At 56.4% G+C, this 20,498-nt stretch carries 23 protein-coding genes; 12 read left to right on the top strand and 11 right to left on the bottom strand.

What is annotated here, in order from left to right; genetic code table 11:
• Nucleotides 1–7: 7 nt before the first annotated feature.
• Nucleotides 8–844, bottom strand: coding sequence for a 16S rRNA (cytidine(1402)-2'-O)-methyltransferase (gene rsmI / locus AC27HQ_RS00590; protein ID WP_487153876.1), 837 nt, complete (start codon nucleotides 842–844; stop codon nucleotides 8–10).
• Nucleotides 845–988: 144 nt separating this feature from the next.
• Between rsmI and AC27HQ_RS00595 the strand changes: the two genes are divergently transcribed.
• Genes AC27HQ_RS00595 through AC27HQ_RS00610 form a run of 4 tightly spaced genes read left to right on the top strand, consistent with a single transcriptional unit; the run spans nucleotide 989 to nucleotide 4,358 of the window.
• Nucleotides 989–2,815 carry a penicillin-binding protein activator gene (locus AC27HQ_RS00595; protein WP_487153877.1) on the top strand — a complete coding sequence of 609 codons (1,827 nt, stop codon included), beginning with the start codon at nucleotides 989–991 and terminating at the stop codon, nucleotides 2,813–2,815.
• Nucleotides 2,816–2,820: 5 nt separating this feature from the next.
• Complete coding sequence (locus AC27HQ_RS00600) at nucleotides 2,821–3,186, top strand: YraN family protein (RefSeq protein WP_487154180.1); 366 nt, start codon at nucleotides 2,821–2,823, stop codon at nucleotides 3,184–3,186.
• A 15-nt stretch (nucleotides 3,187–3,201) separates the two neighbouring features.
• Nucleotides 3,202–3,795 (top strand): phosphoheptose isomerase, encoded by a 594-nt coding sequence (locus AC27HQ_RS00605; protein ID WP_487153878.1) that lies wholly within the window; start codon nucleotides 3,202–3,204, stop codon nucleotides 3,793–3,795.
• The gene (locus AC27HQ_RS00610; RefSeq protein WP_487153879.1) at nucleotides 3,792–4,358 is read left to right on the top strand and encodes a BON domain-containing protein; all 567 of its coding nucleotides are present in this window, start codon (nucleotides 3,792–3,794) and stop codon (nucleotides 4,356–4,358) included. The genes AC27HQ_RS00605 and AC27HQ_RS00610 overlap by 4 nt, the downstream gene beginning before the upstream one ends.
• Before the next feature lie 92 nt (nucleotides 4,359–4,450).
• Here the strand turns inward: AC27HQ_RS00610 and AC27HQ_RS00615 are convergent, their stop codons facing one another.
• The 7 genes from AC27HQ_RS00615 to rplM form a co-directional block, all read right to left on the bottom strand.
• On the bottom strand, nucleotides 4,451–4,858 hold the full coding sequence (locus AC27HQ_RS00615; protein ID WP_487154182.1) for a ClpXP protease specificity-enhancing factor: 408 nt from the start codon (nucleotides 4,856–4,858) through the stop codon (nucleotides 4,451–4,453).
• A gap of 29 nt (nucleotides 4,859–4,887) precedes the next feature.
• On the bottom strand, nucleotides 4,888–5,517 hold the full coding sequence (locus tag AC27HQ_RS00620; RefSeq protein ID WP_487153880.1) for a glutathione S-transferase N-terminal domain-containing protein: 630 nt from the start codon (nucleotides 5,515–5,517) through the stop codon (nucleotides 4,888–4,890).
• Between the two features lie 170 nt (nucleotides 5,518–5,687).
• A complete protein-coding gene (locus AC27HQ_RS00625) occupies nucleotides 5,688–6,470 on the bottom strand; it encodes a cytochrome c1 (RefSeq protein ID WP_487153881.1) in 783 nt (260 codons plus the stop codon).
• Nucleotides 6,470–7,693, bottom strand: a complete 1,224-nt coding sequence (locus AC27HQ_RS00630; protein WP_487153882.1) for a cytochrome b — start codon at nucleotides 7,691–7,693, stop codon at nucleotides 6,470–6,472. The genes AC27HQ_RS00625 and AC27HQ_RS00630 overlap by 1 nt, the downstream gene beginning before the upstream one ends.
• Nucleotides 7,693–8,286 (bottom strand): ubiquinol-cytochrome c reductase iron-sulfur subunit, encoded by a 594-nt coding sequence (petA, locus tag AC27HQ_RS00635; RefSeq protein ID WP_487153883.1) that lies wholly within the window; start codon nucleotides 8,284–8,286, stop codon nucleotides 7,693–7,695. The genes AC27HQ_RS00630 and petA overlap by 1 nt, the downstream gene beginning before the upstream one ends.
• Before the next feature lie 265 nt (nucleotides 8,287–8,551).
• The gene (gene rpsI / locus AC27HQ_RS00640) at nucleotides 8,552–8,944 is read right to left on the bottom strand and encodes a 30S ribosomal protein S9 (protein WP_487153884.1); all 393 of its coding nucleotides are present in this window, start codon (nucleotides 8,942–8,944) and stop codon (nucleotides 8,552–8,554) included.
• Nucleotides 8,945–8,954: 10 nt separating this feature from the next.
• On the bottom strand, nucleotides 8,955–9,383 hold the full coding sequence (rplM, locus tag AC27HQ_RS00645) for a 50S ribosomal protein L13 (protein ID WP_487153885.1): 429 nt from the start codon (nucleotides 9,381–9,383) through the stop codon (nucleotides 8,955–8,957).
• Between the two features lie 286 nt (nucleotides 9,384–9,669).
• Between rplM and AC27HQ_RS00650 the strand changes: the two genes are divergently transcribed.
• Both AC27HQ_RS00650 and AC27HQ_RS00655 read left to right on the top strand, forming a co-directional pair.
• Nucleotides 9,670–10,710, top strand: a complete 1,041-nt coding sequence (locus AC27HQ_RS00650; protein WP_487153886.1) for an NADP(H)-dependent aldo-keto reductase — start codon at nucleotides 9,670–9,672, stop codon at nucleotides 10,708–10,710.
• Between the two features lie 131 nt (nucleotides 10,711–10,841).
• The gene (locus AC27HQ_RS00655) at nucleotides 10,842–11,852 is read left to right on the top strand and encodes a GlxA family transcriptional regulator (RefSeq protein ID WP_487153887.1); all 1,011 of its coding nucleotides are present in this window, start codon (nucleotides 10,842–10,844) and stop codon (nucleotides 11,850–11,852) included.
• Nucleotides 11,853–11,867: 15 nt separating this feature from the next.
• Here AC27HQ_RS00655 and zapE read toward each other — a convergent pair whose 3' ends face one another.
• Together zapE and AC27HQ_RS00665 are read right to left on the bottom strand one after the other, a co-directional pair.
• On the bottom strand, nucleotides 11,868–12,962 hold the full coding sequence (gene zapE / locus AC27HQ_RS00660; protein WP_487153888.1) for a cell division protein ZapE: 1,095 nt from the start codon (nucleotides 12,960–12,962) through the stop codon (nucleotides 11,868–11,870).
• Nucleotides 12,963–13,032: 70 nt separating this feature from the next.
• On the bottom strand, nucleotides 13,033–13,659 hold the full coding sequence (locus tag AC27HQ_RS00665) for an alpha/beta hydrolase (protein WP_487153889.1): 627 nt from the start codon (nucleotides 13,657–13,659) through the stop codon (nucleotides 13,033–13,035).
• Between the two features lie 326 nt (nucleotides 13,660–13,985).
• Between AC27HQ_RS00665 and AC27HQ_RS00670 the strand changes: the two genes are divergently transcribed.
• Genes AC27HQ_RS00670 through AC27HQ_RS00695 form a run of 6 tightly spaced genes read left to right on the top strand, consistent with a single transcriptional unit; the run spans nucleotide 13,986 to nucleotide 19,311 of the window.
• Entirely contained in the window at nucleotides 13,986–14,435 is a 450-nt protein-coding gene (locus AC27HQ_RS00670; protein WP_487153890.1) for a Z-ring associated ZapG family protein, read from the top strand.
• A gap of 57 nt (nucleotides 14,436–14,492) precedes the next feature.
• A complete protein-coding gene (locus tag AC27HQ_RS00675) occupies nucleotides 14,493–15,620 on the top strand; it encodes an MlaE family ABC transporter permease (RefSeq protein WP_487153891.1) in 1,128 nt (375 codons plus the stop codon).
• A gap of 32 nt (nucleotides 15,621–15,652) precedes the next feature.
• A complete protein-coding gene (locus tag AC27HQ_RS00680; RefSeq protein ID WP_487154183.1) occupies nucleotides 15,653–16,426 on the top strand; it encodes an ABC transporter ATP-binding protein in 774 nt (257 codons plus the stop codon).
• Nucleotides 16,426–17,364 carry an MlaD family protein gene (locus AC27HQ_RS00685; protein WP_487153892.1) on the top strand — a complete coding sequence of 313 codons (939 nt, stop codon included), beginning with the start codon at nucleotides 16,426–16,428 and terminating at the stop codon, nucleotides 17,362–17,364. The genes AC27HQ_RS00680 and AC27HQ_RS00685 overlap by 1 nt, the downstream gene beginning before the upstream one ends.
• A complete protein-coding gene (locus AC27HQ_RS00690) occupies nucleotides 17,361–17,981 on the top strand; it encodes an ABC-type transport auxiliary lipoprotein family protein (protein ID WP_487153893.1) in 621 nt (206 codons plus the stop codon). The genes AC27HQ_RS00685 and AC27HQ_RS00690 overlap by 4 nt, the downstream gene beginning before the upstream one ends.
• 58 nt (nucleotides 17,982–18,039) lie before the next feature.
• Nucleotides 18,040–19,311, top strand: a complete 1,272-nt coding sequence (locus AC27HQ_RS00695) for a DUF2254 domain-containing protein (RefSeq protein WP_487153894.1) — start codon at nucleotides 18,040–18,042, stop codon at nucleotides 19,309–19,311.
• A gap of 81 nt (nucleotides 19,312–19,392) precedes the next feature.
• Here AC27HQ_RS00695 and AC27HQ_RS00700 read toward each other — a convergent pair whose 3' ends face one another.
• A complete protein-coding gene (locus AC27HQ_RS00700) occupies nucleotides 19,393–20,496 on the bottom strand; it encodes a DUF1513 domain-containing protein (RefSeq protein ID WP_487153895.1) in 1,104 nt (367 codons plus the stop codon).
• Nucleotides 20,497–20,498 lie beyond the last annotated feature (2 nt).

Consider the following 20,498-nt stretch of genomic DNA (forward strand, 5'->3'; position numbering starts at 1 on the left):
TGCTGCCTCAGGCCTTGCTCAGGGCTATCTGGTAAAGCCGGTTTTTCTTTTCGCCCGTGATCTTGGCCGCCAGGGCAGCCGCCTGCTTGACAGGCAATTCCGCCAGCAGAATATCCAGTACCCGCTCCACCTCCGGGCTCAGAGCCTCATCTGCAGGCGCTGCAGGCAAACCTTCAACCACCAGCACACATTCACCGCGCTGCTGGTCACTGTCAGCCCTGACCCAATCAACCAGCTCGGCAATGGCCGCACCCTTGATGGTTTCGAAGGTTTTCGTCAACTCGCGTCCCAGCACCACCTGGCGGGCTGGCCCGAGTATCGCCAACATATCTTCCAGGCATTCAAGCAGTCGATGCGGCGCCTCGTAAAGCATCCAGGTGCGCTCTTCATTGGCCAGCGCCTGCAGGCGCTGTTGGCGACCATGGGCCTTGGCGGGTAAAAAACCTTCAAAACAAAAGCGGTCCGAGGGCAAACCGGCGGCACTCAGGGCCGCAATCAGCGCGCAGGCCCCGGGGATTGGGCAAACCCGCACACCGGCTTCACGGGCCAGGCGCACCAGGTGATAGCCCGGATCGGAAATCAGCGGCGTCCCGGCATCGGAAATCAGCGCCATATCCTCCCCGGCACTGAGACGTTCAATCAAACGCACGCTTTTATCCCGCTCATTGTGATCATGGCAGGCCGTGGTCGGCGTGTTAATGCCGAAATGCTGAAGCAGGCGCGCACTGTGGCGGGTATCTTCTGCCGCTATCAGGCTGACCGAGCGCAACACATCCAGTGCACGGGGCGTCATATCCTGCAAGTTGCCTATCGGTGTGGCAACCACAAACAAGGTACCGGACATGGCAGTTCCTGAAAGAGTGAAAGACATGCATTGTACAGGACGTGATCCAGTGCATGGTGATTGCTCCCGCCCTTGGTTACAATGCGCAGATTCAATGCCAACAGGACGAACTGCCCTGTGTCTTCAGCGAAAGGAAATAGTCGCATGCTTCGCATTACCCGCCTGCCGATTCTGTCACTGGCCCTGGCCATATTGCTCGTTGCCTGTTCGTCACCCCCTAAACAGCTGTCAGACCTGCCGAGAACGCCCTTGGCCAGCGCTGAGCAGATCCTCCAGAATGCCGACCGCCGTAGCGGCGCAGAAGCCCATTTACTGCGCTTGCATGCTGCACAAGCCGCCAGCAATGCCGGCCAGCACGAGCAGACCCAAGTTATTCTGCAACAAATTCCACAAAGTGAGCTGCCAGTTGATCAGCAGATTCGCTTCAGCGAGCTACAAGCTGCCAGTGCCTTGGGGCTGAACAACCCGGCAATGGCACTTGCTGCCCTGCGGCACAGCTCCATGGCGCAGATTGGCAGCATCCCGATGGACGAGCAACTGGCCATACAACAACTGCGCGCCCGTGCCTTCGAGTTAACTGGAGACAGCCTGAGCGCCGCTCGCGAGCGGATATTCATTCACAACCTGTTGCCTGCCGCTCAGCAACAAGCCAATCTGAATACTATCTGGAACGACATCAGCCAGCTCAGCTCGGCAAAACTGCAACAGGCTCACGCAGCTGCCAGTGGTGAAATGCGCGGCTGGCTGGAGCTGGCACTGATTGACAGTCAGCTTGGCAACATTGATCTGCAAGCCCGCGAAATAAAGCAGTGGCAAAGCAAGAATCCCAGCCACCCTGCAGCCAATGCGCTACCTGAATCACTCAGTCAACTGCTGACACTGCATGCCAGTCGCCCCAAGCATATAGCTTTGCTGCTGCCCTTTGAGGGGCCGCTGGCCAGCGCCGCCCAGGCTCTGCGCGATGGTTTTCTGGCGGCCCAATACCAGGCTTATGGCGAGGGTATCGATCAACCGCGCATCAGTCTTTACGACAGTACCGCCTACAACAACCTGCAGGATTTCTACGCCCAGGCCGTTGCCGATGGCGTCGAGTGGGTGATCGGCCCCCTTGAACGCGATCAGGTCAGTGCCCTGGCTGCCATGCCCACCTTGCCGCTGCCAACCCTGGCGCTGAACTACACAGAGTCCCCAATTGCGGCGAATGCCGGCCTGTTCCAGTTTGGCCTGGCACCCGAAGATGAAGCCCGTTCAGCCGCCCTGCAGGCTTGGGCTGAAGGTCATCGCAGCATGGCAGCGCTGACCGCTCAAACCGACTGGGGAAACCGTGCCTATGAAGCGTTCAAGGAGACCTGGGAGGGACTAGGCGGCATCCTTATTGGTCGCGAAATGATCGATCAACCTGCTGAGATGGCGGGACAGATTGGCCAGCTACTGCAAATTCAGCAGAGTGAGCAACGCATGCAGCGCATGCAACGCCTGCTCGGCAACAGCCTGATGGTTCAACCTACCCCGCGCCAGGATCTGGATGCGCTGTTCCTGGCGGCCACGCCACAACAGGCCCGACAGTTAATGCCAACCCTGGCATTCCAGTATGCCGGAGACCTGCCGGTATTTTCGACCTCGCATGGATACCAGGTAAATCCCCTGAATAACGAAAATGCTGACCTTGATGGCATCTTGGTTGCCGAAATCCCCTGGCTCTTGAGTCGCAACGACAGCCTCTACCAACCCGTCACACAAAACTGGCCTCAGGCTGGCGGAGCACTCGGTCGTCTGTATGCCATGGGGATTGATGCCCAGCGCATCTTCAGCCGTCTTCCCCAGCTGCAGCAATATCCGGATACGCGGGTCAACGGGGCTACAGGACAACTGTCCTTGTCGGCTGATGGCCGTATCAGACGTCAACTGAGCTGGGGAGTCATGGAGGCAGGTGAACTTTCACCCACCAGTCTGGCTCTACAGGTGCAATGATTCGACTGACTCGCCAACAAGTCAGCGGTAATCAGGCTGAGCGGCAGGCCGAACTGCTAATGAAGCAGGCCGGCCTGAAGGTTCTTGAGCGCAATTACCGCTGTAAACAAGGTGAGCTTGATCTGGTCATGCGCGATGCGGATACAGTAGTATTTGTCGAAGTACGATATAGACGCAGCAGCCAGTGGGGTAGTGCCGCAGAGACGGTGGATGCACGCAAGCAGAAACGCGTCATTGCCGCGGCCCAGCATTACCTTCTGACTCACCCCCAACTGGCCAAGCACCCTTGCCGCTTCGACGTCATTGCCGCCAATGGCAATTCGGAGGATCCAGCTGCCTATCACTGGATTCGAGAGGCTTTCACCTGTTAGCGAGCTTAAATCCCTATGGATATGCAACACCGTATCAGGCAACTGTTTACCGACAGTATCGAAACCAAGACCCGCGCCATGGATGTGCTCGGCCCGAGCATTGAGCAAGCCAGTCAGCTGATGGTCAATTGCCTGCTCAACGAAGGCAAGATTCTGACCTGCGGCAACGGTGGCTCAGCCGGTGACGCCCAGCATTTCTCCTCTGAATTGTTGAACCGTTTCGAGCGTGAACGGCCCAGTCTGCCCGCCCTGGCCCTGACTACAGACAGCTCTACCATCACCTCGATTGCCAATGATTACAGTTACGAGGAAATCTTCTCCAAACAGATCCGTGCACTGGGGCAACCTGGTGACGTATTGCTGGCAATCTCAACCAGTGGCAATTCAGGTAACGTACTGCAAGCCATCCAGGCTGCCCATGACCGCGATATGCTGGTTGTTGCGCTGACGGGCCGTGATGGTGGTGCCATGGCCTCCCTGCTTCTGCCTGAGGATGCTGAAATTCGAGTTCCTGCACGCTCCACTGCACGCATCCAGGAAGTTCATTTGCTGGCCATTCACTGTCTCTGCGACCTGATCGACCGCCAGCTATTCGGGAGTGACGAATGAGACTCTTGCCTGCTCTTCTGATCCTTAGTCTGCTTAGTGGCTGCAGTACGGTTCTCAAGGCTACCCGCGATGCGCCGCTGGAAGGCAATCCCGGAACCCGGACATTTGGCAGCACTATTGATGATCAGCTGATAGAAACCCGAATCAACGTCAATGTCGCCAAAGCACATATTGATCTGGAACGTGAAGCGCGCGTTCATGTAACCAGCTTCAATGGGGTTGTCCTGTTGACCGGTCAGGTCCCGCGCGCCGAACTCAAGTCTCTGGCTGAGCAGGAAGCTCGGCAAGTTCAGCGCGTCAAGGTGGTCCACAATGAGCTTACAATCGGTGCCAACCTGCCGCTGCTGGCACGTAATAGTGATGTATTGATCACCTCAAGTGCGAAAACGCGTCTGCTCGCTGACAGCAGCATCCCTGGTCGCAGAATCAAGGTCGTTACCGAGGCAGGTGTCGTCTATCTGATGGGGCTGGTCACCCGTGCTGAAGCCGACCTGGCAGTGCAGGCGGTACAGAATGTGGGTGGCGTGCAACGGATCGTTAAACTGTTCGAATATATCGACTGAAAAGCGCGCCTGAAGCAGACACGCGTTCTGCTTCAGGCTTGGCTGTAGAAGCTTGAAGCTTGAAGCTTGAAGCTTGAAGTTTCCAATTTGCCTTACTTAACGACCTTCAATGCCGGTCTGGCGGGCTTCTTGTCCGACTTATCTGAATCGGCAAGTTTGTTGTCCTTCTCTGGTGGTGGCGGAGCAGGTGCAGGATCAACTTCAAATACCATACCTTGGCCATTCTCGCGGGCATAAATGGCCATTATCGCCTGCGCAGGTATCCACACCTGCTGCGCAACCCCGCCGAAACGGCCATCAAAACAGATCTTGTCGTTGTCCATTTCCAGATGCCGTATCGCGCTGGGTGCCAGATTCAGCACAATCTGACCAGCTTCGACAAAGGACTCCGGTACGCTGGTATTGGGATAATGGGCATTGACCAGCACATAGGGTGTGCAGTCGTTGTCGAGAATCCACTCATACAAAGCACGGACCAGATAGGGTCGGCTTGAGCTCATCTGAGCCATACGGACCTCCTATTGATAGCTTACTGCATTTCCTTTTCAGCCGCGGACAAACTACCCAGAAAGCCCTCGCGCTGGAAAATACGATCCATGTAATCCTGCAGCGGCTTGGCCTGCTTGGGCAACTCAACCCCGAGCAATGGCAAACGCCAGAGAATAGGCGCAATACAGCAGTCAACCAGACTGAATTCCTCACTCATGAAGTAAGGCATTTCAGCAAAGACCGGCGCAACACCAATCAGGCTTTCACGCAATTCCTTGCGCGCCTTGGTCGCAGCAGCTGCTGGCGTCTTGGGATGCAGGATCGCATCCACCAGGCCGCACCAATCGCGCTGTACGCGAAACATCAGCAAACGGGTATTGGCCCGAGCAACAGGGTAGACCGGCAACAGTGGCGGATGCGGGAAGCGCTCATCCAGATACTCCATCATGATGTTCGGCTCATACAACACCAGATCACGATCGAGCAGCGTCGGAACGCTGTTGTAGGGGTTATTTTCAGCCAACTCCTCCGGATGATTCCCAGGCTCGACGTTGATGACATCAACTGTCACCCCCTTCTCGGCCAGGACGATGCGCACGCGATGACAGTAATGGTCACGCGGATCGGAAAAAAAAGCCATGGAGGAACGCTTGTTGGCAGTAACGCCCATAAATCAACCCTCATCCTGTAGCGGATTGCGGTAAACAACAGAACACGCGACTGCGTGGATACAGATAGCCTGCAACGAACGACGATCTGCCTTCTCAATAAGCGCGCATTATACCCCAGAAACAAGAGCGCGCCCCAAAGGGCGCGCAATTGAAGCGGAAAAAAGCCGACTTAGTGAATATCTTTCCAGTATTCGCGCTTCAGTAGATAGGCAAACACGAAAAGGAACGCCAGATACAGCAGCACATAGGTGCCGATACGATGACGCTCGAGCTTGATTGGGTCCGCAGAATAGGCAAGAAAGGTCACCAGATTGCGTACTGTAGTATCAAACTCTTCTTCGGTCTGGCTGCCGGTGCCCGGCACCACGGTGAGCACATCACAACGCTCTGCCTTGATGGTCTCACCCGACAGCGGGTCGCGCTGAACGCTGCCATCTTCTACCACTGGCATAGCCTTGCAACCAACCACCTGGCGACCTTGAAGGTCCATCAACACGTTAGGCATACCAACGTTGGCAAACACCTTGTTGTTGACGCCGTAGGGCCGTGAAGGATCTTCATAGAAGGTCCTCATATAGGTGTACAACCAGTCAGCACCGCGAACACGGGCTACGTTGGTCAAATCCGGTGGCGCGGCACCAAACCACACCTTGGAGTCTTCCTGACGCATACCGATGCGCATGTGGTCACCGAAATTGGCACCTTCAGTAAAGACCAGGTTTTCCATCATCAGTTCTTCCGGAATACCCAGGTCCGTCGCCACACGCTCGTAACGCTGGTACTGAGCCGAATGGCAACCCATGCAGTAATTGGCGAATGTACGAGCCCCATCCTGCAATGCAGCCTTGTCCCGCAAATCAATATTGGCCTCGTCAAGAGGTACGGTAGGCCCTGCCGCCATAGCCATGCAGGGAACCAGTGCAACTATCAACGCTAGAAATTGCTTTTTCATTAGCCAGTAACCCTCTCCGGAACGGGTTTAGTCTTCTCCATGCGGGTGTAAAACGGCATGAGTATGAAGAAGGCAAAATACAGGACAGTACAAATCTGTGAGATCAGCGTACGGGTATCGGTACCTGGAATGGCGCCCAGAATGCCCAGAATGACGAAGGAGATACAGAAGATCACCAATGCCAACTTGCTCATCCAACCTTTGTAGCGAATCGAGCGCACCGGACTGCGATCGAGCCAGGGCAGCACAAAGAGCACCGCGATGGCTGCACCCATGGCTACTACACCAGGGAAGGCCGAGCCGCCAATGGCCGGAACTGCGCGCAGGATTGCGTAGAAAGGCGTGAAATACCACACCGGTGCAATGTGATCAGGCGTCTTGAACTGATTGGCAATCTCGAAGTTGGGCTTCTCAAGGAAATAACCACCCATTTCCGGGAAGAAGAACACCACGATACAGAACACAAACAGGAAGACTACAACGCCGACAATATCCTTGACCGTGTAATAGGGATGGAAAGCAATGCCATCGAGCGGCTTACCATTCTCATCCTTGTGCTTCTTGATATCGATACCGTCCGGATTGTTTGAACCCACTTCATGCAGGGCGATGATGTGCAACACCACCAAACCCAACAAAACGATCGGCAGTGCAATCACGTGCAGGGCGAAGAAGCGGTTCAGGGTGATACCGGAAATCAGGTAGTCGCCGCGAATCCACTGCTGCAGGTCAGGCCCGACGAAGGGTATGGCACCAAACAGCGAGATGATGACCTGAGCACCCCAATAGGACATTTGACCCCAGGGCAGCAGGTAACCCATGAAGGCCTCAGCCATCAACACCAGATAGATGGTCATACCGAAAAGCCAGATCAGCTCGCGTGGCTTCTGGTAAGAACCGTACATGATGCCGCGCAGCATGTGCAGATAGATCACCACGAAAAATGCAGAAGCGCCGGTGGAGTGCATGTAACGCAGCAGCCAACCATATTCAACATCACGCATGATGTATTCAATGGAAGCAAAGGCGCCATCACCCGAGGGCTCGTAGCTCATGGTCAACCAGATACCGGTTACGATCTGATTCACCAGGACCAGCATGGCCAGGGAGCCAAAAAAATAGAAAAAGTTGAAGTTCTTGGGCGCGTAGTATTTGGTCAGATGGTCTTCGACCACCTTGTTGACCGACATGCGCTCATTGATCCAGGCATTCAGCTTGCTCATCAGGCAGTCTCCTGATCCACGCCGATGATGATGACATCGTCGGACTCATAGGAATGGGGGGGAACCGGCAAGTTTAGCGGCGCAGGCTGGCCACGGAATACTCGACCGGACATGTCGTAACGGGAACTGTGACAGGGACAGAAGTAACCGCCCTTCCAGTCAGCGCCTAAATCTGTCGGAGCGACTTCGGGACGGAAAGTAGGCGAGCATCCCAGGTGGGTACAAATACCTACCACTACCAGCACGTCACCGCGAATTGAACGAGTCCGCGGGTCGACATAGCTCGGCTGCACAGAAGATTTTGACTCAGGATCAGCAAGCACTGCATCCATTTCAGCCAGAATGGCCATAGCTTCTTCCGTACGGCGGGAGACAAACACCGGCTGACCGCGCCATTCGGCAACGACCTGCTGGCCAGGTTCCAGCTTACTGACATTGACCCTTACAGGCGCGCCAGCGGCCTTGGCCCTGGCACTCGGGACCCATGACCCCAAGAAGGGTACTGCCACCCCTACGGCTCCGGCTGCACCCACAACACTTGTGGCTGCCACCAGGAAGCGACGCCGGCCGTTATTTACGCCGTCATTACTCATCCAGTCGTCTCCCATCAGCAAAGTCGGGCCTTTTAACGGCCCTTTTAAGAGTTTTAATCCGCATGCACAAAATGAATCCGATGGTAATGAAAAACCCCATTTTTGACAAGGCAACTTATCGAGCAATAACAACAGAGCCATTGCTCAAAGGCTTGAAAATCCGAGGCTTGACGAGAATCCAGGCAGCGAGCGGCATAATGCCGCAGATACAAAAACGCCCAGCATCCTGATGGAAGCCGGGCGTTCTCGCGAGTCGTAAAACGTATTAACGCTTGGAGTACTGAGGACGCTTACGCGCCTTGCGCAGACCCACTTTCTTACGTTCAACTTCACGGGCGTCACGGGTAACAAAACCGGCCTTGCGCAGAGCGCCACGCAGGGTTTCGTCATACTCCATCAACGCACGGGTGATACCGTGACGAATGGCACCGGCCTGACCGGTAGTACCACCGCCCTTGACGGTAACAAAGACGTCGAACTTGCTCACGGTATCAGTCAGCTCTAGAGGCTGACGGACGACCATGCGAGCGGTTTCACGACCGAAAAAGTTTTCGATGGTGCGGTTGTTGATCTGGATACTGCCAGTGCCCGGACGCAGGAACACGCGAGCGGTGGCAGTTTTACGACGGCCAGTACCGTAGTTTTGTGTCGCCGACATAGTATGCTCCTTAGATCTTCAGTTCTTGGGGTTGCTGAGCCGCATGGGGATGAACTGCACCTTTGTACACTTTCATCTTGCGGTACATTGCACGACCCAAGGGATTCTTTGGCAGCATGCCCTTGACGGCAGACTCGATAACACGCTCGGGAGCGCGAACGATAAGCTTTTCGAAGTTGATCGACTTGATACCGCCCGGAAAACCGGAGTGGCTGTAGTAGATCTTGTTCTGCGCCTTGTTACCGGTAACGTGAACCTTTTCGGCATTAATGATGACAATGTAGTCACCAGTATCCACGTGGGGGGTGTATTCGGGCTTGTGCTTGCCACGCAGGCGAGTGGCCACTTCAGTCGCCAGGCGACCCAAAGTCAGGCCAGTGGCGTCTACGATGTACCAATCACGTTTTACGGTTTCAGGTTTTGCGCTGAAGGTTTTCATTAATCCTAGCCTCAGAGGCCGCTCTAATAAGAAGACGGCGAATCTTACAGAATGAAATGTGTTTTTACAAGACAACAAAGCCTAGAACAGACACTCAGTGGGGGCTGCGTGGGTCTGGGTGGCATCTGCGCTGTAAACAACAACGACAGGCTAGGCATCCTGTCGAAAGTGACGGGCATTATGCCAAGGGAGATGAAAATTACAACCCTTATTTACAAGCAGGGCGACATTCCGTCAGCCTATGGTCAATACTGACTCACTCGTTACCATTCATTGGGAGCCATACATGCAATACCGTCCGCTAGGCCGCAGCAAGCTGAAAGTAAGCGCACTTTGCCTTGGCAGCATGACCTGGGGCGAGCAAAACTCGCAGAAAGAAGCGTTTGCCCAGATTGATCGGGCCCGGGATGCCGGGGTGAACTTCATTGATACTGCAGAAATGTATCCCGTTCCGCCACGTGGCGAGACTGTCGGGGCGACCGAAAGCATCATTGGCAACTACCTGAGTGAACGCGGCAACCGCGATAAATGGATTATTGCCAGTAAAATAGCTGGGCCAGGTGAATGGCTGCCACACATCCGGGAAGGCAAAACCCGCTTTACCCGCGAATTCATTACTGCCGCCGTGGATGCCAGTCTCAAGCGCCTACAAACCGACTATATAGATCTGTATCAGTTGCACTGGCCGGACCGCAGCACCAACTTCTTTGGCCATCTGGGCTATCGCCATAACCCGGATGAGTTGATTACCCCGATAGAAGATAGCCTTGAGGCGCTTGACCAGCTGGTCAAGGCCGGCAAAATCCGCCATATCGGCCTGTCGAATGAAACACCCTGGGGCGTCAGCCGCTTCCTGCATCTGGCCGAGACCCATGGCTGGCCGCGCATTGCCTCAGTGCAGAACCCCTACAACCTGCTGAATCGCAGCTACGAAGTGGGCATGGCGGAAATGTCACTGCGCGAACAGGTAGGGTTGCTGGCTTATTCTCCCCTCGCATTCGGCACCCTGACCGGTAAATACCTGAATGGACTACGCCCGGAAAAGGGCCGTCTGACGCTGTTCAGCCGCTTCAGCCGTTATACCAATCCGCAGGCGCAGAAGGCTTGCGCTCGCTATGTCCAACTGGCTCGTGACCACGGCATGGACCCGGCCCAATTGGCCTTGGCCTTTGTTACCCGACAACCCTTTGTCACCAGTAACATTATTGGCGCAACCAATATGGATCAGCTCAACCGCAACCTCAGCAGCATCAATATGGGCCTGACCGACGCGATTCTCGAGGCGATTGCCGAGATTCACCAGAGCCAACCCAACCCGGCGCCCTGAACTGCCGTTCTGCCCGGCCCCTGGCCGGGCAAATCAAGGCACAAGTGACAGACCCAACAAGACACTTGCGCCACACCACAAGATGCTTTAGTCATAGTCTGGCCAATACAGCTTATAACAGGCCACCCGTCATGACATCCGAACCCGCCTCTGCCCCACCTCTGCGCCAGGTCGCCATTCTTGCTACCGACGGGGTGATTGCCTCCAATCTGATGCAGTTCAAGGATTTCTTTCACATGGCCAGCCTGCGCGACGGAAGACGGCGCGGCCAGGGGCTGACACCGGGATTTCGCACCGCCCTGGTGGCACCGGACAATCTGCCGGTGACCAGTTTCAGTCAGGATCGCATAGCGACGGATGCCACGCTGAGTGCAGTCCGCCCACAACTTATTATTCTGCCGGCCTTTTGGGGGGATTTTGATCAGTTGATTGATCGCTACCCAGGCGTGGTACCCTGGCTGAAGGCAGAACACAGGCGTGGCACGCTGATCAGTGCCGCGGCCAGCGGCGTGTTCTGGATGGCTGCCGCGGGACTGCTTGATGGTCGCGAAGCCACGACCTACTGGCGCTTTTTCGATGAGTTCAGCCAGCGCTTCCCGGCGGTCAACTTGAACCGCGACAAGCACATCACCGATGCCGACAACTTGTACTGTGCAGCCGGTGTGACCTCGGCCTGCGATCTGGCTATCCATCTGATTGATCGCTTGTGCGGCAGCCAGGTTGCCCAGGCAGTCGCCCGCGACACCCTGTATGAAATCCAGCGCAGCTACACGCCTGGGATCATTGGCTTTGGTGGACAGAAGCTGCATCAGGATGTGGCGATACTGCAGATCCAGCAGTGGCTGGAGGCGAATTTCGCCGACAAGTTTCGCTTCGAGGATGTGGCCAGCCAGCATGGCATGAGCATTCGCAATTTCATGCGGCGCTTCCACGCAGCTACCGGGGATAAGCCGCTACATTATTTGCAACGCCTGCGGATTGAAACGGCCAAGGGCCTGCTGAGTACCACACGACGCAGTATCAAGACCATCAGTTATGACGTGGGCTATGACGATGCCAGTTTTTTCGCCCGGCTGTTCAGACAGCACACCGGGCTGTCACCCAACCAGTATCGACGCCAGTTCCAGCAAACACCCAACTGATCTATAACAGCTTTATCAGGGCTTGTGCGGACGGGCAAGGAACTCGTGGCTCTGCATTTCCAGCAGGCGGCTCAGGGTGCGCTGAAACTCGAAGTTGAGCCGGCCACCGCTGTACAGATCCTTGAGTTCCACTTCAGCCGAAAGGATCAGCTTTACGTTTCGGTCGTAGAACTCATCAACCAGATTGATAAAGCGTCGCGCCATGTCATCCCGACTGGCGTCCATCCGCTCGACATTGGCAATCAGCACGGCATGGAAGATCTTCGCCAGGCCAATATAGTCATTCTGGCTGCGGGGTCCGTCGCAGAGCTCGCGAAACTCGAACCAGGCCACGTCCTCACAAATGCGGATAGACTTGATTGGACGGTTCTCAATGGTCAGGACTTCAGCCTCAACCACTTCGTCCATATCCGGCACCAGACTAACAAAGCTTTCACGCAGACTGATATCGGCACCGGCATCCAGAGGCCAGTGGTACAGCTCTGCCTGCTCCAGCGCACGCAAACGGTAGTCCACGCCGTTATCAACATTGACAACATCCGTGCAGCTGTTCAGCAGCGCGATGGCTGGCAGGAAACGGGCGCGCTGCAAACCGTCCTTGTATAGACCATCTGGAACGATATTGGAGGTCGCCACCAGAGTCACCCCATTACGGAACAATTCTTCCATCAAAGTACCGAGAATCATCGCATCGGTAATATCCGAGACAAAGAACTCGTCAAAACAGATCACCCGCGCCTCGTCAGCAAAGCGCTTGGCTATAAGGGTCAGGGGGTTCTTCTCGCCCTTGAGCGACTTGAGTTCCTGGTGCACACGCTGCATAAAGCGGTGAAAATGCGTACGCATTTTGCGCTCGAACGGCAGTGCATCGTAAAAGGTATCAACCAGGTAGGTTTTGCCGCGCCCGACACCACCCCAGAAATACAAGCCCTTGATCGGCTTGGTCGGTTTTTTCCGCAGCAGTTTACCCAAAAACCCGGTGTGGGCTGACTCAACAGCCACCAACTCATCAAACAGTCGCTGAAGATGTCTGACAGCGCGCTCCTGGGCAGGATCGTGAAAAAATTCGGGACGCTGAAGGTCAGCTTGATAGCGAGCAAGGGGCGTCATAGCGAGATACCATGGGATATCGACGGGGGCAGTACTGTACCCGCCACCTGCGCACTTGGCAATCCGCTTGTCATGTGCCTGACAGCAGTTCTTCGACAACATTTTTCAAGTCAACCAGCCGACCATGGAAAAAATGTCCGGCATCGGCAAAACGACGCAGATCAATACCCGGCTGACCCTCCAACAGGGAAAACACCGCCTCTGGCGCAACCACATCATCTGCGTCACCCATGCATACCGCACATGTGCCACCCAGAGGCAAAAGATCGGCAAAAGGCAACCGCTCCACAGAGGGCGCAACCAACACCAGGCGCTGCGGATAGACTGGCAAGCGCCTGGCAGCGGCGGCGGCCACATAGCCGCCAAAGGAAAAGCCCATCAACCAGACCGGCAAAGCATAGCGCTGCTCGGCCCAGGCTATTGCGGCCAGGCAATCGTCGACCTCACCTCGGCCATCATCATGCTGGCCCTGGCTTCCACCCACCCCACGAAAATTGAACCGCACCACAGTGGCACCCTTATCACGCGCGGCACGCATCAAGGTGTGCACCACCTTGTTGTCGAGCGAACCACCATATAGCGGGTGCGGGTGACAGATGACCGCCACGGCTCTCGCAGCAACGATCTCCGTGACCCGCAATTCAAGTTCTCCCACAGGGCCATCAATGGTCAGGGCTAGATCGTTTGGCGTTTGCATACGGGCATCCTAGGTGACTATGAACTGAATCAGTGCGTCGCAATCTGGCTCAGACAAAAGGCCCTGAATCCTGATTCAAGGCAATTAAGGCTCCGATCGGCTGAATTAATAGGTAAAAAGCTGATCGAAAATATTGGCAGTCCAGCCGAAAATGGCTGCCAACTGTTAGCCACAAGGTCAAACCCGGCAGCAGCAGCAAGTTTGTCAATTTGACCAGAGAAGGCTCAAGGGTACTAGCCTTGACCGGCAAATGTCGTTACCGTTAGTGCAAAGGCGACGCTCAATTTGAGCGTACTCGCCTAATCAACGTGAGAGAGGGACCCAAGGTGGAATCAAGTGAAAACCTCTGGATAGCAGTGGCCGTAGCCCTGGCTCTGGGTGTGGTAGTAGGCGTGGTACTGACTCAGATTGCCCGTCGTGTCAGCGGGGGGCAGATCTCCGGCAGCACCCAGGCACAACTGGAAAACCTGCAGCTGCGCTTCGAGGAATACCAGCAGGAGGTCTCCAGTCACTTCAAGACCACTGCCAATCTGGTTTCACGCCTCAACCGCAGCTATCAGGATATCCAGCAACACCTGACCCAAGGTGCCATGGATCTGTCGCCAGATGAAATGACACGCCAGCAGTTGCTGGCTGTTCTGGAACAGGACCACCGCCCAAGTTCCGGCGCCGGCGAGCCTGCATTTGACAGTCTGGAACCACCGCGGGACTACGCGCCTAAAAGTGAAGACACGCCCGGCACCCTGTCTGAAGGCTACGGCGTCAAGCGGCACTGATGGAGCTTGCCCGCAGTCATCCGACTGCGGGTATCACGATAGGAAATCAGCCCCGCCATGCCGGCCACGCCAGAAACCCGCTTTTTCAGCCTAACCCAGGAGCGCCCGGATCATCTGATCGTCGAAGGCGACTGGGTATTGCTGCACTATGCGACCCTGCGGCAACAGATAGCTCGGCTACCGAAGATCAATTCGGCTGACCTCAGCCAGATGGGCCAGCTGGATACTGCCGGCGCCCAACTATTAACCGAGCTACTCGGGCTTCCTTTACTCGAACAGATTTGTACTTCGACCGAAGCGCTGGCCGCAGAAAGGCGTATTCTTTTACAGCGGGTGGCCAGTGCTTTGGATCGCGAGGCCGAACTGCCACCCAGCGAAGGTTTTTTGCTGTTTGAACTGCTGGCCCGTACAGGACAGGCGACCCTGCGTTTCTGGCGCAACCTGATCGACCTGCTGGGATTCAGTGGTTTGGTCCTGGCCAGCCTGTTCAGCAACTTCCTGCGCCCTCGTTCCTGGCGACCAACGGCTGTGGTGGCTCAGGTTGAGCAAATCGCCCTGAATGCAGTGCCTATTGTGGCTCTGCTGACCTTTATGGTCGGCGCGGTTATCGCGTTCCTCGGTGCCACGGTACTGAACAGTTTTGGCGCCAGCATCTACACCGTTGACCTGGTGGCCTTTTCCTTTTTGCGCGAATTCGCCGTACTACTGACAGCTATCCTGATGGCCGGACGAACTGCCAGTGCCTTTACTGCACAGATTGGTTCAATGAAAGCCAACGAGGAAATTGACGCCATTCGCACATTGGGTCTTAATCCAGTCGAGTTGCTGGTTCTACCCAGGGTGCTGGCGATGCTGATCTCCCTGCCGATTTTGACCCTGGTCGCCATGCTTTCAGGCCTGTTCGGCGGGGCGCTGGTCTGCGCTTTGTCACTGGATATATCGCCCACCATGTTCCTCAGCATTCTTCAACAGAACGTCGAGATGCGGCACTTTCTGCTGGGTATGGCCAAGGCGCCGATTTTCGCTCTGCTGATTGCCATCATTGGCTGCCTCGAAGGGCTTAAAGTCAGTGGCAGTGCCGAATCTGTGGGCGAACACACTACGTCCAGCGTGGTTCAGTCGATCTTTGTGGTGATTCTGGTCGACGCCCTGGCGGCTATGTTCTATATGGAGATGGGCTGGTGAGTGCCCTTCCGGAGAACCAGAGCAGCCCACCCATTCAGGTCCGGGGCCTGGTTAATCGCTTTGGTAATCAAACCATTCATCAGGATCTGGATCTGGATATCCAGCCTGGCGAAATTCTCGGGGTGGTTGGCGGATCGGGTACTGGTAAATCTGTTTTGCTGCGCTCGATAGTTGGATTGCGCCAGCCCAATGCCGGTAGCATCAAGGTGTTCGGCCAGGATTTGCAGCAACTGGATAATGAAGCCCGATCCCTGCTGGAGAGGCGCTTTGGCGTGCTTTTCCAGCGCGGCGCACTGTTCTCATCGCTAACCGTAGTGGAAAACGTGGCCTTACCTTTGCTGGAGCACAGCGGCCTGAATCGGCGTGATGCCGAGCATCTGGCACGCATGAAAATTGCACTGGCCGGCCTGCCACATGCTGCCGGGGATAAACTGCCCTCCGAGCTGTCGGGTGGCATGGTCAAGCGCGCAGCACTGGCCCGCGCCCTGGCGCTGGATCCGGATATTCTGTTCCTTGACGAACCTACCGCCGGACTTGATCCCATTGGCGCAGCGGCCTTTGATCAACTGATCAAGACCCTGCGCGACGCTCTCGGCCTGAGTGTCTTCCTGGTCACCCATGACCTCGATACTCTGTATGCAATCTGTGATCGCATCGCCGTGCTTTCGGAAAAAAAGGTCCTGATCGCCGACACCCTTGAACGGGTGGCCGCCACGGACAATGCCTGGATCAAGGAATACTTCCACGGCCCACGTGGCCGCGCCGCGGCTGATGCCGTCAACCGACAACAGGAGTCCATACGCTAATGGAAACCCGTGCCCATCATGTGTTGATTGGCCTTTTTACCCTGATTGCAGCGGGTATCGCGGTGTTTTTTGCCATCTGGTTGAGCAATGCCAGCAACAGCCGCGAATTCAATCATTACACCATTGTCTTCAACGAGGCGGTAACCGGCCTGTCACGTGGTAGCTCGGTACAATACAGCGGCATCCGTATCGGTGAGATTGTCAGCCTCAGTCTGGACCCTGAAGATCCGCGACGGGTACTGGCGCGAATCCGGGTCGAAGCCAACGTGCCGATCAAACAGGATACCCGTGCCCGACTGTCCTTCACCGGCATTACCGGCACATCGGTGATTGAGCTTAGCCACGGCGACCCAAACAGCCCGCTACTGGTTGGTCAGCGCGGTGCCGACCCGATTATTGTCGCCTCACCCTCGCCCATCTCGACCCTGCTGGCCAACGGCGAGGATCTGATGACCAACATCAACCAATTGATGTCCAGTGCCCGCAGCATCCTCTCGGAGGAGAATGCGGACAGTTTGACCCGCACCCTGGGCTCGATTGAACAAGCCACCCAGAGCATTGCCGGCCAGAGTGATGATTTGAAATTACTGATTGCCGAGCTGACCAAGGTCAGTCGTGAAGCTGGCGAAGCAATGGAGCAAGCCAGCACATTGATGGGCAGTGCTGACAGCCTGCTAAACGAACAAGGCACGCGCACACTGGACGGTGCCGAGCAGGCTCTGGCATCCATCGCCAGAACCAGCGGCATACTTGAACAACTGATGACCGAGAACAGCGAATCCTTTGCCAGCGGTATGCAGGGTCTTGGTCAGCTGGAACCGGCCATCAACGAACTGCGCGGAAGCCTCAGCGCGCTGCGCAGCATCACCCGACGCATTGAAGACAACCCGACGCGGTTTTTGCTCGGCCGCGACAGCATGGAGGAGTTTGAACCGTGAACAGCCTGCCACTCTGCATCAAACCTCTCATGGCAGGCCTGCTGGCTCTTGCGTTAGCGGCTTGCACTATCCTCCCGGAGGCTGAGTCTCTGACTATTTACCGCCTGCCAAACAGTCAGGTACCGAGTACAGATGCCGCCATGGCCGACATCCCGTCACTGCGGATCAATACCCCTCAGGCCAGTCTGGCCTTGAGCGGCCCCCGCATGCTGGTCAATCCTCAAGGTAATCAACTCAGTACATACAAAGGGGCACGCTGGTCCGACCCCGTTCCTGTCTTGGTCCGCGAGCACGTGGCTGATGCCTTTGCCCAGCGATTTTCGTTGTCGCGCATCAGCACCGACGAGCACGGTCTAAATGCCAACGTCCATTTGGGCAGCGACCTTCAGCAGTTTCAAGTCAATTACATTGACGGCATACCGCGCGCCACCATTGAGCTTAACGCACGCTTGATCAATCCCGGTACTCGCCAGGTCATCGCCGCGAAATCCTTTCTGGTTGAACAGACGCTGGCCGACGTTCAGGTACCCGCTGTCGTCAGTGCTTTCCAATTGGCCGCCGATGATCTGGCCTCGCAACTGGCCGAATGGGTTCAGTCTGAACTACAGGAAGGCTGACATAGCTTGCCTGATGACGTATCTGCATCCGGATTGCATTCTTATCAGGGAGTCATAGGTGGATTCAAAGCCGTTCTGGATAGTCCGACAAGCGCTCAAGAAGGTCTGGGTGCGTGTGGTCAGCTTTGCCCTGCTGTGCGTTCTGACCGTGGGCCTGGCACCGACCCTGGCGCAGTGGCTGCCAGACGGCTTTGCTGAGGACCTTGGCAGCCTGTCCGTGGACAGGATTCTCGGCATACTGGCGTCCTCGATGCTGGCGGTTACCACCTTTTCTTTGTCCATTGCTGTTTCGGCCTTTGCTGCCGCAGCCGTGAATGCCACACCCAGGGCCACGGCGCTGCTGCAGGAGGATCCAACAACACAGAATGTGCTGGCGACCTTTCTCGGCGCCTTCCTGTTCAGCCTGATTGGCCTGATTGCCCTGCGTACGGATTATTACGACCCTGCGGGGCAGATTTTTCTTTTCCTGGCTACCCTGGTGGTGGTGGGCCTGGTGGTTCTGGCATTGCTGCGCTGGATCAGTCACCTGATGAGTTTTGGCCGGATGTGCGACACCCTCGACCGTGTAGAACAGGCTACCGCGCATTCACTCGATCAGCGGCTTGCACACCCCTATCTTGACGGCAATCCCTTGCACGGCAACATCCCTGATGATGCCGTGCCGCTTCTGGCAAGCTGCACGGGTTACGTTCAGCATATCGACATCAGTGCACTGGCCAACTGTGCAGAAGTCATCAAAGCAGAGTTGTATGTTGCCGCCTTGCCCGGCAGTTTTGTGCACCCGGCAGCGCCGATGCTCTGGACCCGCGGCGGGACAGCCGACAAGAAACAGCAACAAGCATTGCGCGAGGCCTTCAGCATTGGCAACGAACGCTCTTTTGATCAGGACCCGCGTTTCGGCTTGATCGTATTGTCAGAAATTGCCTCACGGGCCTTATCACCCGCGGTGAACGACCCGGGCACGGCAATCAGTGTGATCGGGCGGCTGGTGCGCCTGCTCTCGTGCTGGACCGAACAGCAAGAACCGAGGATTGACTACCCCGCAGTGCATGTCCCGCCGATTTTGCCTGATGACATGATTTGTGACGCCTTCCGGCCCATCGCCCGCGACGGCGCCGCCCTGATCGAGGTGCAAATACGACTGCAGAAAGCCCTGGCAGCCTTGGGCAGTATTGCACCTACGGCCTTTGCCCTACCGGTCAATGGATTGTCACGTTATGCCCTCGAGCGCGCGACGACAGCAGGACTGGCTGCTTCAGAAGTGCACATGATTGAAGTTACCGCAGCGGCTGTCAGGTCCACCACAGCGATTAATACCGGCGCCCCCTGAGCCGGACCCGCGCGAATACGCCGACTGGAACGTACTTTACCCTGGCATTGCGACACTGTCCGTTCAGGCCAAGCGGTTTTCTCAGACCGGCAAATCAAGAGCTGTGAGGTGATTGTCCCAGCTGAATTCTTCAGCACCCAGAAGTTCTGGCTGCGCGTCCGGCATTACATGATAAAGACCACCGAGGCCGGACGACACAACAAAACCCCGCGCGCTGGGCAAGGCTCCACCCCCATCCGGAAAGGGCAAAAGCCCGACAAAGCGGCCTGCGTGGTAGTCGAAAAGTGCCAGTTGGTTACCTTTAGGTGCCGTGACCAGGGCAAGGCCACTGAGCGGGTTGATCGCCACACTGGCAATGTAATTGGCCAACAGCGCCAGTTCGACCTCAGGAACAACCGGCTCACTGAATTGACCTGTGGCGACATCCAAACGCCCCATCAGGGGTGGAGACTGCCAGCTCGGGCCCTCGAACTGATAACCGACCATCACTATACCGTCCGGGCTGACATCCAGATGATGGCAACTGAGTTGATGGTGCGAGGGCCGGTGTTGCTGGATAACCTGCCCAGTGACAGGATCAAGCAGCGTCAGATTGGGTTGCATACTCGCCAGATTGAGCTTGATACGGGCAAAGTCGGGATGGGTTCGAATGCCCCCGTGGGCAATGGCCAGGGTCTGTTTGTCCGGCATCAGACGCAGCTCATGGGGGTCCATGCCACCGCTGGGCAATATCCGCAACGGCCGATACCGGTGCACAGCATCAAAGACCAGAATACGGCCCTGGCCCGAGTCGATGTGATTGGCCGTTGCATACAGCTCTCGTCCATCGGCACTGAATACCGCATGGCCATAAAAGTGCAGACCGGGCCCTGCCTCCAGCACCTGAACCAGCTGACCGTTACGCAGATCAATCACCAGGGCACGACGTCCGGGCCGACGTTCGACCATAACCAGCTCATCGCCACCGGGACGCTGAGCACCGGCATGCAGGCGCCCGGAAACCGGCTGCGACTGGGGGGAAGAGAGCAAGCCGCTGAGCAACAGGTTGTCAGCGAACGCATTACGGCCGCCACTGGCCAGTCCGAATTGGCCTGTCGGCGAACCGGCAAGTGTCACTCCGGTTCGGCCAGCGCAACCCGACAACAACCCCATGGCGGTCCAGGCAAGCAAAGTACGGCGCTGCATGT

This window comes from Halopseudomonas sp. 4NH20-0008 (assembly GCF_057548395.1).

What these genes read in the sequence shown, in the direction of transcription:
- petA (WP_487153883.1), bottom strand. Translation starts at nt 8,286, where the DNA reads ATGAGTAATGACGGCGTAAATAACGGCCGGCGTCGCTTCCTGGTGGCA.
- AC27HQ_RS00630 (WP_487153882.1), bottom strand. Translation starts at nt 7,693, where the DNA reads ATGAGCAAGCTGAATGCCTGGATCAATGAGCGCATGTCGGTCAACAAG.
- rplM (WP_487153885.1), bottom strand. Translation starts at nt 9,383, where the DNA reads ATGAAAACCTTCAGCGCAAAACCTGAAACCGTAAAACGTGATTGGTAC.
- rsmI (WP_487153876.1), bottom strand. Translation starts at nt 844, where the DNA reads ATGTCCGGTACCTTGTTTGTGGTTGCCACACCGATAGGCAACTTGCAG.
- AC27HQ_RS00650 (WP_487153886.1), top strand. Translation starts at nt 9,670, where the DNA reads ATGCAATACCGTCCGCTAGGCCGCAGCAAGCTGAAAGTAAGCGCACTT.
- AC27HQ_RS00605 (WP_487153878.1), top strand. Translation starts at nt 3,202, where the DNA reads ATGGATATGCAACACCGTATCAGGCAACTGTTTACCGACAGTATCGAA.
- AC27HQ_RS00685 (WP_487153892.1), top strand. Translation starts at nt 16,426, where the DNA reads ATGGAAACCCGTGCCCATCATGTGTTGATTGGCCTTTTTACCCTGATT.
- AC27HQ_RS00615 (WP_487154182.1), bottom strand. Translation starts at nt 4,858, where the DNA reads ATGAGCTCAAGCCGACCCTATCTGGTCCGTGCTTTGTATGAGTGGATT.
- AC27HQ_RS00675 (WP_487153891.1), top strand. Translation starts at nt 14,493, where the DNA reads ATGCCGGCCACGCCAGAAACCCGCTTTTTCAGCCTAACCCAGGAGCGC.
- AC27HQ_RS00655 (WP_487153887.1), top strand. Translation starts at nt 10,842, where the DNA reads ATGACATCCGAACCCGCCTCTGCCCCACCTCTGCGCCAGGTCGCCATT.
- AC27HQ_RS00595 (WP_487153877.1), top strand. Translation starts at nt 989, where the DNA reads ATGCTTCGCATTACCCGCCTGCCGATTCTGTCACTGGCCCTGGCCATA.
- AC27HQ_RS00620 (WP_487153880.1), bottom strand. Translation starts at nt 5,517, where the DNA reads ATGGGCGTTACTGCCAACAAGCGTTCCTCCATGGCTTTTTTTTCCGAT.
- zapE (WP_487153888.1), bottom strand. Translation starts at nt 12,962, where the DNA reads ATGACGCCCCTTGCTCGCTATCAAGCTGACCTTCAGCGTCCCGAATTT.
- AC27HQ_RS00610 (WP_487153879.1), top strand. Translation starts at nt 3,792, where the DNA reads ATGAGACTCTTGCCTGCTCTTCTGATCCTTAGTCTGCTTAGTGGCTGC.
- AC27HQ_RS00665 (WP_487153889.1), bottom strand. Translation starts at nt 13,659, where the DNA reads ATGCAAACGCCAAACGATCTAGCCCTGACCATTGATGGCCCTGTGGGA.
- rpsI (WP_487153884.1), bottom strand. Translation starts at nt 8,944, where the DNA reads ATGTCGGCGACACAAAACTACGGTACTGGCCGTCGTAAAACTGCCACC.
- AC27HQ_RS00625 (WP_487153881.1), bottom strand. Translation starts at nt 6,470, where the DNA reads ATGAAAAAGCAATTTCTAGCGTTGATAGTTGCACTGGTTCCCTGCATG.
- AC27HQ_RS00700 (WP_487153895.1), bottom strand. Translation starts at nt 20,496, where the DNA reads ATGCAGCGCCGTACTTTGCTTGCCTGGACCGCCATGGGGTTGTTGTCG.